Here is a 15,090-nt window from a genome sequence, read left to right as displayed (position 1 = left end):
CCGATTTCAAATGGCGGGCGCTTTACTGTACCGTCTGGACGGTCTTGTCAATTCCGCATATGCTAATGTAAGGGGATGCGTGATGAAGGCTCGCAGGGCAAATTCGCGCAACAAAATATTGGCCGCCGCCGCAGACGTGGCGCGCGAGGCGGGTCCGGGAAGCCTGTCGCTCGACGCCGTCGCCAACCGCGCCGGCGTCTCCAAGGGCGGCCTGCTCTACAATTTCCCGACCAAGGCCAAGCTGATGCAGGGCTTGGTCGAGAATTATCTCAAGGAGTTCGAGCAGGCGCTGGAAGCACGCATGGCCGAGGCCGACGGTGAAAGCGCGCTCGCGGCTTACATCCAGCTTTCGGCCGATGACTGCGAGAAGCCGAAACCTTCGGCTTCCTGGATGTTCTCCGCGATTGCGGAGGATCCCGATTTCCTGGCGCCGATAAAGGCGTTCAAGCGGCAGCTCTTAGAAAGGCTGAAGGGGGAAACGGACGACCTCGGCTCGCTGCTGATCTGCTTCCTCGCCATCGAAGGCCTGCGCAGCATGAATCTCTTCGATTCGGACGTGCTCTCGGCGGAAGAACACAAGCTTCTGGTTTCCTCGCTTCTAAAGATAGCCGGATAGAGAGGAGCGCAAGCTCCTCGTCTCTCTGCCTCTGAGAATAACCGGATAGGTTGTAGAGCGTCACACCAGCTTCATCCTGGGGACATAGCGTCCTTCCCGGTTCTTTGCTGCAATGCAAATGGAGTGGGACAATGGTGGACGTGGTATCAAGTGAGGCGGGGATCCCGAGACCGGATCATCCCCTGGCGCAATCGGGCGGCGCCAAGTGGTTCCTGCCGGCTTTCGGCGTGCTGGTGCTCGTCGGCATCATCTATGTCGGCTACGCGCTGAGCCAGGATCTAGCGATTGCCAAGACGGTTCCCTGGATCCTGCTCGGCATAGCCCTTCTGATTGCGCTGGGCTTCGAGTTCGTCAACGGCTTCCACGATACCGCCAACGCGGTCGCCACCGTCATCTATACGCGGTCGCTGCCGGCCGAATTCGCCGTCATGTGGTCCGGCGTCTTCAACTTCCTCGGCGTCCTGACCTCGAGCGGCGCGGTGGCGTTCGGCATCCTGTCGCTGCTGCCGGTCGAGCTCATCCTGCAGGTCGGCTCGTCATCCGGCTTCGCCATGGTGTTCGCGCTTCTGGTTGCCGCCATCCTGTGGAACCTGGGTACGTGGTTCCTCGGCCTGCCGGCTTCGAGCTCGCACACCATGGTCGGTTCGATCATCGGCGTCGGCCTCGCCAACCAGTTCATGGCTCCGGCCGGCAGCGCCACCAGCGGCGTCGATTGGGGCCAGGCGACCAATGTCGGCACCACCTTGCTGGTCTCGCCGATCATCGGCTTCTTCGCCGCCGCCGTACTGCTCTATGCGATGAAGCTCCTGGTGCGTAATCCTGCCCTCTACGAAGCGCCGAAGGGCAAAACGCCGCCGCCGTGGTGGATCCGCGCGCTGCTGATCTTCACCTGCACGGGCGTCAGCTTCGCGCATGGCTCCAATGACGGCCAGAAGGGCATGGGCCTGATCATGCTGATCCTGATCGGCGTGGTGCCGACCGCCTATGCGCTCAACCGCACACCCGACATCAACTATCTCGACGCCTATAAGTCGGCGTCCGTCGCCGTCGAGCAGGCGCTGGGCAATTACGTCAAGCCGGGCGTCGCGATCGCGGATGCCAATGCCGCAAAGGCTGCCGTGCAGGAAGCCGTGCGCAGCAAGTCGTGGAGCGATCAGACGACGCTCGCGCTGAAGAGCTACATCCACAACACGACCGCCGGGTTGCAGCCTTACGCCTCGGTCGACAATGTTCCGACCGACCTGGTCAGCAATGCGCGCAACGACATCTATCTGATCGGCGAGGCGCTGAAGCTGATCGACAAGAAGAAGCTGCTGCCGATGCAGGACGCCGACCTGAAGGCGGTCACCGACTACCACAAGGCGGTCGACAACGCGACGAAGTTCATCCCGCTGTGGGTGAAGATCGCCGTGGCGCTGGCGCTCGGGCTCGGCACCATGGTCGGCTGGAAGCGTATCGTCGTCACCGTCGGCGAGAAGATCGGCAAGAGCCACCTGACCTATGGCCAGGGCGCCGCCGCCGAGCTGGTTGCGATGATCACCATCGGCATGGCCGACCGCCTCGGCCTGCCGGTGTCGACCACTCATGTGCTGTCGTCCGGCGTCGCCGGCACGATGGCGGCCAACGGCTCCGGCCTGCAGTGGTCGACGGTGCGCAACCTTCTGCTGGCCTGGGTGCTCACGCTGCCCTGCTCGATCGCGCTTGCCTTCGTGCTCTTCGTGATCTTCCGCCACGTTTTCTGAGCGGCAAGACACTCAAGGAAACGGCGCGGCTCGCGGCGCCGTTTCCGTCCACGTCGGCGCAGCCTCAGCCCAGTTGCGGCGGCGCAACTGGCGCAGCGACAACATGTGCAACAGGATCGAGCTTGGCACCACGAAAGCAGGGGTCAGCACACCCGGATAGGCGCCGGCGCCGATGCTCTGCACATCCGGAACGATCAGTTGCAGCGGGCCGGGCGAGGTGATCACGCCCATGGTAACCGCGACCGCGAAATCGGCGAGGCCGAGGATGTTCCAGAGAGTTGCTGCTCTTCGGCCTCCGACTGTGCCGGTCGCCACCGCCAACGCCGCGGGCAAGGCGAGCAGCCCAGTCAGCACATCGCCGATGCCTGCGGGCACCGCGAAGGCGCCGGGCAGTGCGCCATGCAGCCAGGCCGCGAGAGCCCAGCCGCCGAATATGCGGTAGAGCTGAAGCGCGACGAGCCAGCCTGCTGGCATCGCATCGAGAACCTGGCCGATCCGCTTCGAGAACAGCAGCGGCGGCGCGCCTATGATCAGCGGCAGGAAGATCGCCGCTGGCAACGCTGGTAAAGACGAGGCGTCCGTGTGGAAGACACCATTGATCGCGGCGCTCCAGGCGATGGCGAGCCACAGCGTATCCGGGATCATGATCACCAGCCAGGTCAGGCGGCGTTGGCCTGGCGTCAGACTCGTCTGTTCGAGACCGAGCCAGAATCCCAGCGCGATAAGCCCGTGGGCCGCGAGCTGATGGGCCGTGGTCGGAACGCCGCTGGCCTGGATCGCCGGGAAGGTGAAGATCAGCAGTAGCCAAAGCGCCGTGAGCGGCGCAAGCCAAAACAGGCCGCGCCACGCGTCACCGGATGGAACGACAGTCGAAGGAACAGTGTCGGTGGTCACCGGCGGTACTCCGTTGAGCCCAGCGCTTTTGCGCTGCAGTCAGGATGTACGCCTGCTTTAAGCGAACGGCTATTCGCGACAATGTTGATAGGCTATGAAGAACAGCTTCATAGTCAGGCGAGCGTTTCCAAGCGCGCCGCACCGCAATTCTCGCGGCCTTTCTTACCCCGCCTGTGCTGGACGCAAGGCTCAGGTCGGGTCTTCGCGGTGCAGGTCGTGGATGGTGACGCCTTCGGCATTGTCGGGCAGCATCAGCCATTTCTTGTGGCGTAGCGTGCGCTCGGTGTCTTCCAGCCCCATCTCCCAGTGCTCGCGCATCGAGGTGCCGGAGAACTCATAGTCCTTGGCGTGGCCTTCATAGCCTTTGTGCTGGTAGATCAGGTGGACGATGTTGACCACGCCGGCGTCGGAGTAGTCGGCGATCAGCTCCTTCTCGCCGTCCTTCAGCTGGTCCGACGGCACACGCTTCAGCGCATCGAGCAGCTTCATCTTGAGCGCATGGATGCGCTGGAAATTGTCGGTGTTCTGGCGTGTGCGGCTGGAATACATGATGTCCTTGTGGCGCGACAGGACGTCGGCCATGCCGCGCGGCAGCACGCCGCGCGCGCTGAACAGGTCGACCTGGAACACCAGCGAGGAGCGGTCCTCCTCCTGGTCGAGCAGATATTGCAGCGGCGTGTTGGAGACGATGCCGCCGTCCCAGTAATACTCGCCCTCGATGCGGATCGACGGAAAGGCCGGCGGCAGGGCGCCGCTCGCCATGATGTGCTCCGGCCCGATGCGCACCTTGTCGGTGTCGAAATAGACGAAATTGCCGGTCCGGACATTGACCGCGCCGACGCTCAGCCGCTTCTTGCCGTCGTTCAGCACGTCGAAATCGATCAGGCTTTCCAGCGTGTCCTTGAGCTCGGCGGTGTCGTAGAAGCTGGTGGCGCCTTCCGCGCCCGAGAGCTGGAACCAGGGGTTGGGGCTGCGCGGCTTGAAGAAGCCGGGCTGGCCCATGGCCATGGTCATGAATGACGAGGTCTGGTTGCGGATGTCGCGATAGATGTCGCCTTCCGGCGTATAGGCCCAGATCTTGCGGCCCGAGACCGTCTGCCAGAACTGTTCCAGCCGCTGCAGGCGGCGGCTCGGCTCGTTGCCGGCGATGATCGAGGCGTTGATGGCGCCGATCGAGACGCCGGAGAGCCAGGTCGGCTCGCAGCCGGCGTCGGCAAGCGCCTGATAGACGCCGGCCTGATAGGCGCCGAGCGCGCCGCCGCCTTGGAAGACCAAGGCGATGCGGTCATATTGCGCGGTGATTTCAGCGATGGTGGCGGCGGCCGCCTTGTTGCGGGTACGCTCAAGCACCAGCTTTCTCCAGCTTGTTCGCGACGGCAGCCGATCGGCCGCGGTCCGCGAGATAATCATGCACGACTTCGCCGAGGCCGAGCGTCAGATCGGCCTTGAAGTGCACGGCCGAAACGATGTCGAGCACCGGCAGCTTGGCCACATCGGCCATGACGTGCGGGCGCAGGTCGAGCGCGGCGGGCGCCGTCCAGGCTTCCTTCAGCGTGATGTCGGTGAGGTAATAGCGGACGAGCTCGCAAATGCGCGGGCTGCCGTCGACATGCGGGATGATCTTGATCAGGAAATTTGGCGCGGCGAGCGAAGCGAGCACCTGATCATGATCGGTCTCGCGGTGTTTGTAGCCCATCGTGCCGGTGGCGCACAGCACGCTGCCATAATGCAGCGTGCCGACCACCACCTCGCCCTCATGCACGATCTTGGGGCTGGCGAGCTTCTTGGGGAAACCCCAGAGCTCGCGGCCGCCGGCGATCGGCGCGTCGTCGTCGAGATACATGGAATGCACATAGCCGCCGTGCTGGCCCTTGTAGCGCACCGGGATGACCTGGCCGGTCTCGGTGTAATCGCCGAAGCCGGTCGAGTCCGGCATGCGGATGAACTCGTACTTGACCAGCGGCTCGTCGATCTCGAGCGGCGCCGGCACGACGGCTTCCAGCGCCTCACGCGTGGTGCGGTAGGTGATGATGATGTATTCGCGGTCGAAGAAGCGATAAGGGCCGGGCGGGAAGGACGGGTTGGTGAGCGGCATCGCATAGGCGCGCTCCACGACATCGGCGATTTCCATACTGTTCACCCGTCGGTTCAGGAAATGATACGCGCGAAAGGCGCGGGAGGTTTATGTTGCACGGCACCATGACAGTGCCATGTCATCGTCTTCGGGCGCCAGCTTCACGGCTCTCACACCGCATCACAACATTGTAATCGCAACGACATATGACCATGGCATTGTCATGCTGCGGCGCACAAACTATGTGCCTTAGATTCCTTCTCTCCTGTCGCGAGATCTCCCATGGGTTCCCTGTCTTCGAAGAACGCGCTCGTCACCGGCTCGACCAGCGGCATCGGCCTTGCAATCGCCCGCGCCTTCGCCGCGGAGGGCGCCAACGTCACCATCAACGGCCTGGGCGATGCCGCGGCGATCGAGCAGGAGCGGGCCGGCATCGAGAAGGATTTCGGCGTCAAGTGCCGTTACTCGGACGCCAACATGATGGATGGTTCCGCCGTCACCGCCATGATCCACGAGGCCGAGGAGGCGTTCGGCAGCCTCGACATCCTGGTCAACAATGCCGGTATCCAGCACGTCGCGCCGATCGAGCAATTTCCCGACGACAAGTGGGAGGCCATCATCCGCATCAACCTCCTGGCCGCCTTCTACGCCATCAAGGCGGCGGTGCCGGGCATGAAGCAGCGTAAGTGGGGCCGCATCATCAACACGGCTTCGGCGCATGCGCTGGTCGCCTCGCCGTTCAAGTCGGCCTATGTCTCGGCCAAGCACGGCATTGCCGGCTTGACCAAGACGGTGGCGCTGGAGGTCGCGCAGGACGGCATCACGGTGAATGCGATCGCGCCCGGTTATGTGTGGACGCCGCTGGTCGAGAAGCAGATACCGGACACGATGAAGGCGCGCGGCATGACCGAGGAGCAGGTCAAGCACGATGTGCTGCTAGCCGCTCAGCCGACCAAAGAATTCGTCACCGTCGAGGAGCTTGCCGCGCTTGCGCTGTTCCTGTGCACCGACGCGGCCAGGCAGATCACCGGCACCACTCTGCCGATGGATGGCGGCTGGACGGCGCAGTAGGGGCAAAGGCCGTTTCAAGGAAGGGCGGAGCGGAGCTAGCGTCCTCCTTGGCAATTGATTTCTTGACAATCGCAGGGGACCGTTCCAGCATTCCCACAAGGGGTTCCCCGCGACGACCCCGTGAGGCGTCAGCCCAACGATCGCGTCCAAACTCTCTCTGTTCAGGAGGTGGACGCCATGCCGTCAACAACCGCAATCACCGTTCCGCAGCTTTCCCGTCTCGTCGGCCTGCCCGATGCGCCGGTTCTCATCGACGTGCGCGTCGATGACGACTACCAGGCCGACCCACGCCTTTTGCCGGCTTCGTATCGGCGCGACTTCAGAACCGTCTCGACCTGGGCGGCCGAGTTCTCCGGAGCAAAAGTCGTCGTGATCTGCCAGAGGGGGCAGAAGCTGTCGCAAGGCGTGGCCGCATGGCTGCGCCATGAGGGCATACCGGCGGAGTCGCTGGAAGGCGGCTTCGAGGCCTGGGTCGCCGCCAAGGCGCCATTGGTCAGCGCCGGCGCGATCCCGCCGCGCGACGAGAAGGGACGCACCGTGTGGGTCACCCGTTCCCGGCCTAAGGTCGACCGCATCGCCTGCCCCTGGCTGATCCGCCGCTTCGTCGATCCCGATGCGGTGTTCCTGTTCGTCGATCCGGCCGAGGTGCCTCTGGTGGCGGACCGCTTCGCCGCGGTTCCCTTCGATATCGAAGGCGTCTTCTGGAGCCACCGGGGCGATCGCTGCAGCTTCGACACGATGATCGAGGAATTCGGCCTGCGCGTCGAAGCGCTCGATCGCCTGGCGCTGATCGTGCGCGGGGCGGACACGGCGCGGCTCGACCTCGTGCCGCAGGCGGCCGGGTTCCTTGCTGCCTCGCTCGGCCTGTCGCGCATGTTCCGCGACGATCTCGAGCAGCTGGAAGCCGGCATGCTGCTCTATGACGCCTTCTTCCGCTGGTGCCGCGACGCGGCGGACGAGACGCATAACTGGCCGGCCGGAGGCAAGGCGCCATGACTGTCCTTGCCAAGGATGGAGCCGCGCGTCCGGCCGAAGCTCCGGCCATGCCGAATTTCCGTGAGGCGACGCGGCTCTGGGCCAAGATCGGCCTGCTGTCCTTCGGCGGGCCGGCCGGGCAGATCGCGCTGATGCACAAGGAGCTGGTCGAGGAGCGCCGCTGGATTGGCGAGGAGCGTTTCCTGCACGCGCTCAACTATTGCATGCTTCTGCCTGGGCCGGAGGCGCAGCAGCTTGCCGTCTATATCGGCTGGCTGCTGCACCGCACGGCGGGCGGGCTGGTCGCCGGCACGCTGTTCGTGCTGCCCGGCGCGCTGGTGATGCTTTGCCTGAGCAGCTTCTACATGCTCTACAACGACGCGCCGGTCGTCGAGGCGCTGTTCTTCGGCGTCAAGGCGGCGGTGCTGGCCGTCGTCGTCGAGGCGGTGATCCGCATCGGCAAGCGGGCGCTGAAGAACCGTGCCATGGTGGCGATCGCGGTGGCGGCGTTCCTCGCCATCTACATCGCCAAGCTGCCGTTCCCGCTGATCGTGCTTGCGGCAGGCCTCATCGGCTGGGTCGGCAGCCGCTTCGCGCCAGGCCTGTTTTCCGGCTCGGCGCATGGCAAGGGCGGGGCCACCGTCGACAGAATCGGCGTGGTCGACCTGATGTTCGAGCGCGGCGAGCTGGCCCACACCGTGCCCACCAGATGGCACGCGGCCCGCACCATTGCCATCTGGCTGCCGCTCTGGCTCGGACCGGTGGCGCTGATCGCCTTGCTGGCGGGGCCAGGCAGCGTGTGGGCGCAGATCGGCGGCTTCTTCAGCCTGATGGCCGTCGTCACTTTCGGCGGCGCCTATGCGGTTCTGGCCTATGTCGCGCAGGCGGCGGTCACCTCCTTCGGATGGCTGTCGCCCGGCGAGATGGTCGACGGGCTCGGCCTTGCCGAGACGACGCCCGGGCCGCTGATCCTGGTGCTACAATTCGTCGGCTTCGCCGCCGCCTATCGCCATGCCGGCTTTGTCAGCCCGTTGCTGGCCGGATCGCTCGGATCGCTGCTGACGCTCTGGGTCACCTTCGTTCCCTGCTTCTTCTGGATATTCTTGGGCGCGCCCTACATCGAGCAGCTGAGGCAGAACAAGGCGCTGACGGCGGCGCTCGGCGCGATCACGGCGGCGGTGGTCGGCGTGATCATGAACCTTGCGCTGTGGTTCGCGCTGCATGTCGTCTTCGGCAAGGTCGCAAGCGTCGGCTGGGGCGTCGAGGTGCCGGTCCTGTCCTCGCTCGACTGGCGCGCCGCGCTGCTGTCGGCGGCGGCGATGGTCGCCATGTTCAGGTTGAAGGCCGGCATGCTGCCGACGCTGGCCGGATCGGCGCTGGTGGGGCTCGTTCTGCAGGCGCTGTGAGACGGCTCAACAAACCGATCATTCCAGGCTTGAACAAAAAAGCCGGCCGCCGGGAATAAACGGCTGGGTCCGCCGGTCTTCTGGGTATGCGCCACGTGCGCAACAGCAGGAGACGACCCATGAAGCGGCATGAAAATACGAGCGTGAGCGCCGAAGAGGGCGAAGGCATCAGCCGCCGCCACCCTTTGGAGCGTTGGCGCTGGGCGCATCTGTTCAGGGCGATACAGCCCCGCCGCCGGCCCTGATCCGTGCCTATCGCAACCATCGAGAACCACGATCATGACGGCGGTCACCTCATTGCAGCCAGCGGTGCGCCGTCCCCTTCCGAGGCGCGCCGCTCCTCCGAGATACTTGACTCCGGTGACACCAATGCCTTCTCCTCCCCCGAAGCAGGCGCCGGCGCCTGCAGTCGCGATCTTCACCCGCACGAGCAGGGACAGGTCAGCGCCACCCGCCGAAGGTGGCCGCAAGCCCCTGACGGAAGCGGCTGACGGTGGAACGGTGTTGAGCGAAAAGATACTGGCCGCGCGTTTTGCCGAAGTGGTGCTGCCGCATCTCGGCGACGCGCTGTCGCTTGCCCGCTGGCTCACCGGCAATCACGCCGACGCCGAGGATGTGGTGCAGGAGGCCTGCCTCAAGGCGCATGCGGGCATTGCCGGCTTCGCTGGGGGAAACCCCCGCGCGTGGCTGCTCACCATCGTGCGCAACGCCTCCTATACATGGATGGCGAAGAACCGCCCGCGTAGCGTGGTGGCTGTCGGCGACCTTGCCGATCTCGACGAGGTGTCGCCACCGCCCGACAATGATGCTGACAGCCCGGAGGCGGCGCTGATCGCCAAGGCGAATTCGGCGGCGGTGGAAGCGGCGATCGCAAGGCTGCCGCAAGCCTTCCGCGAAACGCTGGTGCTGCGCGACGTAAACGGTCTCAGCTACCGCGAGATCGCCGCCATGCTCGGCGTGCCGCAAGGCACGGTGATGTCGCGGCTGGCACGGGCACGCGGCCTGTTGATGACGGAACTTGGAGGGCGCCATGAGCCCGCGTGAAAATGGCCCGCATGAAAATCGCACGCGTGAGGACGGATTGCCGGAAGACCCGCAGGATATGAAGCTGATGATCCACGCCCTTGTCGATGGCGAGCTCGATGCCGCGGCCGCACTGGCCGTCGAGCGGCGCATGGCGGCCGACCCGGAATTGGCCGCCGAGCATGCACGCCTTGTGGCGCTGCGCGGCGCTGTCGCCAGCGTGCCGCGCCCGACCGTCAGCGACGATTTCCTGGCGCGCATCGCCGCCATTGCCCAGGTGAAAAGCCCGGAAGAACCGGAGGCGCCGAAAGCAGCTTCCGCAAAGGCGGAGCAGCAGCCGCAACTGCAACAGGGCAAAGTCATAGAGATGCGGCCACGCGCGTCGCGCTGGTTCAACTCCTTCGACTGGCGCCAGATGGCGGCCTCGATCGTGCTCACGGCGTTTCTCGCCAGCGGCGCGACGCAGTGGCTGGCGACGGCGGACAATGGGTCCGACAGCTTCGCCGTGGCCGTTGCCAACGGCCATCGCCGCAGCCTGCTCGCGGCGACGCCGGTCGACATCGTGTCGTCCGACCGCCATACGGTGAAACCATGGCTCGACGGCCGCATCGGCGTGTCGCCGGCAGCGCCCGACATGGCCAAGGACGGCTACGCGCTGCTCGGCGGACGCGTCGAGGTGATTGGCGACAGGCCGATGCCGGCGCTGGTCTACCGCCATCACGAGCATCTGATCACCCTGGTGGCCGCGCCGCGGCAGAACGAGGCCAAGTCGGTGCCGGTGGCGGACGATCTGTCGGCAGGCGGCTTCCTCCTGGTCCACTGGACAGACGACGCTTTCTCCTACTGGGCGATCTCGGATGCCGAACGCCCCGCGCTCGACGATTTCGTCGCCCGCTTCCGGGCGGCGGTCGTCGCCAACCCGGCGGCGGGAAGCCCGGGTTAGGGAAAAGAGACTTCTTTATCGCCGCTATTTTTGCGCCGATAACCCGTTTGGTGGGATGAAGGCAGGGGCCTGTCCGTCCGAGACAATCGCGCCAAAGCACTTGCCCCGTTGCGCCGGCCCCAAGGCGCGCAAGTAGATAGGTCAAGGTCGACTTTGGTATGTTATAAACGCTGCGTTCTCGTGGCGGATGCGGGGCAATGGATCAGGAAAGACTTCTAGCCGCAGTCCTGTTAGCTGATGTCGTGGGCAGCACGCCGCTCTATGAGCGCATCGGCGACGATGCCGCCCTGCGGCAGGTCTCGGATTGCCTCGACGCGATACGCGGGATCGTCGCCCAGCATGGCGGTGACTTCATCTACTCGAAGGGCGATGACGTGCTCAGCCTGTTCGAGAGCTCGGAGGCGGCGCTGAGGGCTGTCTGCCAAATCAACAGCCAACTAACGAGAGGGCCGTTGAGCGCCAGGATCGGATTGCATTTCGGGGCGGTCATTCGCGCGCGCGGCGCGGTGTTCGGCGACGTTGTCAATGTCACCGCAAGGCTGTCCACCACGGCCAATCCGGGGGAGGTGCTGATCAGCCAGAGCTTCTTCGAAGCGCTTTCGGCGGGCAGCCGCAGTGCCTTGCGGCTCCTCGACAAAATGGCGTTCAAGGGCAAGCAGGAACTCTTTGATGTCTATACGCTGAGGAGCGACGATGGGGTCCCCAGCACGAACGTCGCCAGCCGGGGCACCATTATCGAAAGGCGCTCCACGCCGCCGCGGCAGATCAATCTGGTCATCCGCTATGGAGATCAGTTGGGATCCTGCGGAAACAACGAATTGGTGACGATCGGCCGATCTCCGGAATGCGACATCGTCGTCCAGCGGCCCTGGGTCTCAAGGCACCACGCGACCTTCACCATTTCGAATGGCAAGGCACGGCTTGTCGAGCGGAGCTCGTCGGGCACATTCGTGTCGATGGGACCCGGCCAGGAAGAAGTCTTCGTACGCCGCGAAGATATCCTCCTCTTCGGCTCCGGCGTCATCTCGCCTGGACGCAGATCGTCCCTCGGCGACGCCCAGATCCTGCACTACGAAATTATCTCAGGCTGATCTGGCCGGTTGCGGGAGGAGCGCGGCACCGCCGGCCCGCATTTTTCGCTGGCCTATTGCGGTGGCGGTTTGCTGTCCGATCAAAATCTGGCGAATTTCACTTCAGTGGATGACGTGGCCAAGGCGCTTAAGCCCAAGAAATAACCTTTCAAACATGCATTTTTTCTAAATACTCGGGACTGACCGAGGCGTCGCGCGCCTCGGCGGGCTACGCAAGGGCCATCACGCGCGGGCCGCATGACCTCTATTTGTCGCGTTCGACCTTCTCCACCTAAACGGGCATGACCTTCGAAATGCCGCTGATCGACCGGCGCGAGATGATCCCGGCCGGCAAGCGCACCCAATTCAGCCAGGCACTCCCCGGCGACGCTTGGTCGATCTTCCACCTGGTTGACAAGGCAGGCCTTGAGGGCGTGGTTTTCGAAGCGAAAGAACAGCGTCTATCGGAGCGGACCTTCGACCAACTGGCTGAAGGCCAAGTGCCACAGCATTGACGAGTGTGAGCTGGTTGGTGTGGAGCGCGAGCTGGGCAAGCCGGCCTTTGCCTTGATGGCTGAGCGCGGCACAGGGCGCTATGTGGGATCACCTTTCATCACCTTGAACAGGGAGAAGCGCGACCGGCTCTGGAAGCACGTCCAGGAGCACGCTGGGCCGGCGCCAAAGGGCGACACAATGGGTAAAGCCGGGACTGATTGGCCGCGTGAAGCACTTGCGCGGGGAAGAGGACTTGCGCCATGCTGCACCGCAGGACTTCCGAGAGGACGACGCTCAATAGCGGTGCGGACCGTCTGGCAATATCTCGCGTGCGATGCTGGGAACACGTATTGCTTGGACGGCACAGTGGTGTTCATAATGCGACGGAACCTAGTGCAGTGCATTTTTGGAGCATCGATCCTTCAGGGCATCCTCAAATTGCAGGCTCGCAACCCCCATGAAAGGGTCTACCAACCTAGAATCACGGCTGCCTGCTGCCGGCGCCTATGGCGATCGATTTGCGAGCTACTTCAAGCTTGGAAAGGCCACCATTTTTAAAACAGGTGCGCTGCGTACTGGAGAAATTGCATACACTGAAACGTCCGGGTACTGCCATAAGCCCGAGCCTAGCGTACCTGTTCCCCCGGAAGATGCGTTTCTCGTCCAAACGCAGCTACAGGACTATCCCAACCATATATCGTGGGAGGACGGACGGCCCGGCATAGTAGGAACGCTTCGGGCGGGACAAACCATCCTCCGCGACCTCCAGCGAAAGCCCAACGCTATCATAATGGGCCCGCATCACACGGTTCATTTCTACATCCCTCGCGCTACTTTCACCACGGTGGCCGAAGACCTTGAAGCGCGATCAATCAGCGAGCTTTCCTATGTCCCCGCGCAGCCCATCGATGATGACGTCATTCGCGGGCTGATTGGTACCGTGCGTGCGGCAATCAAAGCGCCAGAGGAAACGAACCGACTTTTTCTTGACCATCTGATGATGGCGGCCGCAGTTCATTTGGCGCAAACTTATGGCGGGCTAAAGCCGCGGTCCCTGCAGCATCGTGGCGGGTTGGCGCCGTGGCAGGCACGATTGGCAATCGAGCTGCTCGAGAGTGACCTTACAGGCCAGTTGCCACTGAAAGACGTGGCAGCGGCGTGCAAATTGTCAGTGAGCTATTTTTCGAAGGCTTTTTGCAAGACCACCGGCCTGGCGCCGCATCAATGGCTTCTGTACCGCCGCGTTGAACGTGCTAAGTCGGCGATGATCAACGAAAAAACCACTCTCGCGGAAGTGGCTCTGAGTTGTGGTTTTTCGGACCAAAGCCATTTCACCCGCGTCTTTGTGCGTCTCGTAGGGACCAGCCCGGCCACATGGCGGCGAGCGCGAAATCTATAGGTCGCCGAGCGCGTTTGAGTACGCGCTCGGCAATGATGAGAAGCCAGCTGAAGCTGTGTCCTAGGCCGCCAATTCGCGGGCGATTCGCTGAGTGACAGCAGTGTGTTCCCAGAAAGCCCAATGTGCGACGGTCGCCAGCTGGCGCCCATGCTGTTCAGATGGGTCCGACGGGTCAGAATTCTTCAGATAGGCTTCCGCTAAGTCGCGCAAGAAGGCATGGTTTTCGTACTCTGCCCCAATATAGGCTGTGTCAAACGCAGTGCCTGCCGCCGAACCGGCGATGTGTTCGAGCGCGCTTTTCGCAGCGTCGCCCATCGGAGGCAACGGGGTTCCAAGTTCCTTCAACACAGCGATGACTGTCTCGGCCTCCTTTAGCTCGAAGCCGGCGAACTCCTTGGCATCGGCCCGCGTCGCCTTTTTCAGCGCGACCTCACAAGCCGCTCGCGATAGGTCAGCGCGGCCTATGACTTCGGCGCCAAATTGCTTGACAGTCTTGATGCTGGAGAAGTCGAAGGCCGCTGCGGATGCGGCAGAGGTTGTGATAGACGACGCGACCGAAATGATCAGAAGTGCGGCCGCGACTTCGAGAACGCGGCGACGATTAATAAGCATGGCTATTCCTCCTTCGTTTTGAAGTGCCGCTGCATTGGACACGACGAAATGCTATCGACTGGAGGCAAAGTCGGGATTGCACGGTTTAGTCGCGTTTTGGACGTTTCGGCTCTTGTGTCGAGGAAGCCTTGACTAGAGGACACCTCTTTCCTCCACAAACGGATGGCGGAGCATTTCCCAAACGCCTTCACCGCCGGTCGAGCGCGCAGCTTCGCCACCGCAAGGCCGTGCTCGACATCGCCGAGATGGTGAAGCGGCTCGGGGCGGATCATTCGTGCATGCACTGGGGTCTGATCAAGGTCGTGTTCTGCCAGGAATGCCGCGCCGCCGGCCGCGACGATCGGAACCTCCAGTTTACAAACCACGCGCTGTCACCGGAAAAGCGGCGAGGTTGGACACCATGCCCCTAGCATTAGAACCTGTTCAGGTTGTCCTGTCTGACGCAGCTCTCGACATCGTCCATGCTGGAGACCCGGCTGAGGCATTGACGCAAATCCTCATACCCTCGGGCCATGCGCTTAGCCTTGTCCGCCAATTCGTCCATCCCTGCCTTGCAAACGAAGCCTTCTGGAAAACAGGTGTAGTTGTCGAAGCATTGCGAATTGCGGGGCAAGGCGCGGCTTGTCGAGCGGAGCTCGTCGGGCACATTCGTGTCGATGGGACCCGGCCAGGAAGAAGTCTTCGTACGCCGCGAAGATATCCTCCTCTTCGGCTCCGGCGTCATCTCGCCTGGACGCAGATCGTCCCTCGGCGACGCCCAGATCCTGCAT

Annotated in this window: 15 protein-coding genes; 11 read left to right on the top strand and 4 right to left on the bottom strand. The window is 63.5% G+C overall.

Features of this window, described 5'->3' with window-relative positions; all coding sequences use genetic code 11:
• Nucleotides 1-82 precede the first annotated feature (82 nt).
• On the top strand, nucleotides 83-616 hold the full coding sequence (locus EN862_RS17970; RefSeq protein ID WP_127865712.1) for a TetR/AcrR family transcriptional regulator: 534 nt from the start codon (nucleotides 83-85) through the stop codon (nucleotides 614-616).
• Nucleotides 617-747: 131 nt separating this feature from the next.
• The gene (locus EN862_RS17965; RefSeq protein WP_127865713.1) at nucleotides 748-2,358 is read left to right on the top strand and encodes an inorganic phosphate transporter; all 1,611 of its coding nucleotides are present in this window, start codon (nucleotides 748-750) and stop codon (nucleotides 2,356-2,358) included.
• A gap of 12 nt (nucleotides 2,359-2,370) precedes the next feature.
• Here the strand turns inward: EN862_RS17965 and EN862_RS17960 are convergent, their stop codons facing one another.
• The 3 genes from EN862_RS17960 to EN862_RS17950 all read right to left on the bottom strand — a co-directional run bounded on the left by EN862_RS17960 (nucleotide 2,371) and on the right by EN862_RS17950 (nucleotide 5,383).
• Nucleotides 2,371-3,252, bottom strand: coding sequence for an MFS transporter (locus tag EN862_RS17960; RefSeq protein WP_127865714.1), 882 nt, complete (start codon nucleotides 3,250-3,252; stop codon nucleotides 2,371-2,373).
• A gap of 189 nt (nucleotides 3,253-3,441) precedes the next feature.
• Nucleotides 3,442-4,602, bottom strand: coding sequence for a patatin-like phospholipase family protein (locus EN862_RS17955; protein WP_127865715.1), 1,161 nt, complete (start codon nucleotides 4,600-4,602; stop codon nucleotides 3,442-3,444).
• Nucleotides 4,595-5,383, bottom strand: a complete 789-nt coding sequence (locus EN862_RS17950; protein ID WP_127865716.1) for an acetoacetate decarboxylase — start codon at nucleotides 5,381-5,383, stop codon at nucleotides 4,595-4,597. Before EN862_RS17950 ends, EN862_RS17955 begins: the two co-directional genes overlap by 8 nt.
• 225 nt (nucleotides 5,384-5,608) lie before the next feature.
• Between EN862_RS17950 and EN862_RS17945 the strand changes: the two genes are divergently transcribed.
• The 8 genes from EN862_RS17945 (at nucleotide 5,609) to EN862_RS17910 (ending at nucleotide 13,708) form a co-directional block, all read left to right on the top strand.
• Nucleotides 5,609-6,397, top strand: a complete 789-nt coding sequence (locus EN862_RS17945; RefSeq protein WP_127865717.1) for a 3-hydroxybutyrate dehydrogenase — start codon at nucleotides 5,609-5,611, stop codon at nucleotides 6,395-6,397.
• A 177-nt stretch (nucleotides 6,398-6,574) separates the two neighbouring features.
• On the top strand, nucleotides 6,575-7,393 hold the full coding sequence (locus tag EN862_RS17940; protein ID WP_127865718.1) for a sulfurtransferase/chromate resistance protein: 819 nt from the start codon (nucleotides 6,575-6,577) through the stop codon (nucleotides 7,391-7,393).
• On the top strand, nucleotides 7,390-8,778 hold the full coding sequence (gene chrA / locus EN862_RS17935) for a chromate efflux transporter (protein WP_127865719.1): 1,389 nt from the start codon (nucleotides 7,390-7,392) through the stop codon (nucleotides 8,776-8,778). The genes EN862_RS17940 and chrA overlap by 4 nt, the downstream gene beginning before the upstream one ends.
• Before the next feature lie 504 nt (nucleotides 8,779-9,282).
• A complete protein-coding gene (locus tag EN862_RS17930) occupies nucleotides 9,283-9,822 on the top strand; it encodes a sigma-70 family RNA polymerase sigma factor (protein WP_245519647.1) in 540 nt (179 codons plus the stop codon).
• The gene (locus tag EN862_RS17925) at nucleotides 9,809-10,744 is read left to right on the top strand and encodes an anti-sigma factor (RefSeq protein WP_127865721.1); all 936 of its coding nucleotides are present in this window, start codon (nucleotides 9,809-9,811) and stop codon (nucleotides 10,742-10,744) included. Before EN862_RS17930 ends, EN862_RS17925 begins: the two co-directional genes overlap by 14 nt.
• Before the next feature lie 197 nt (nucleotides 10,745-10,941).
• Nucleotides 10,942-11,835 (top strand): adenylate/guanylate cyclase domain-containing protein, encoded by an 894-nt coding sequence (locus EN862_RS17920; protein WP_127865722.1) that lies wholly within the window; start codon nucleotides 10,942-10,944, stop codon nucleotides 11,833-11,835.
• A gap of 293 nt (nucleotides 11,836-12,128) precedes the next feature.
• Nucleotides 12,129-12,329 (top strand): hypothetical protein, encoded by a 201-nt coding sequence (locus EN862_RS36860; protein WP_245519636.1) that lies wholly within the window; start codon nucleotides 12,129-12,131, stop codon nucleotides 12,327-12,329.
• A 437-nt stretch (nucleotides 12,330-12,766) separates the two neighbouring features.
• Nucleotides 12,767-13,708, top strand: a complete 942-nt coding sequence (locus EN862_RS17910; RefSeq protein WP_127865723.1) for an AraC family transcriptional regulator — start codon at nucleotides 12,767-12,769, stop codon at nucleotides 13,706-13,708.
• 60 nt (nucleotides 13,709-13,768) lie between these two features.
• Here the strand turns inward: EN862_RS17910 and EN862_RS17905 are convergent, their stop codons facing one another.
• Entirely contained in the window at nucleotides 13,769-14,320 is a 552-nt protein-coding gene (locus tag EN862_RS17905; protein ID WP_127865724.1) for a DUF4142 domain-containing protein, read from the bottom strand.
• Between the two features lie 584 nt (nucleotides 14,321-14,904).
• Between EN862_RS17905 and EN862_RS36585 the strand changes: the two genes are divergently transcribed.
• A partial coding sequence (locus EN862_RS36585; protein WP_210235672.1) for a hypothetical protein occupies nucleotides 14,905-15,090 on the top strand: 186 nt, incomplete at its 3' end.

Source organism: Mesorhizobium sp. M2E.F.Ca.ET.219.01.1.1 (assembly GCF_004016445.2).
Taxonomy (GTDB): Bacteria; Pseudomonadota; Alphaproteobacteria; order Rhizobiales; family Rhizobiaceae; genus Mesorhizobium.
This window is presented reverse-complemented; position numbering and strand designations above follow the sequence as displayed.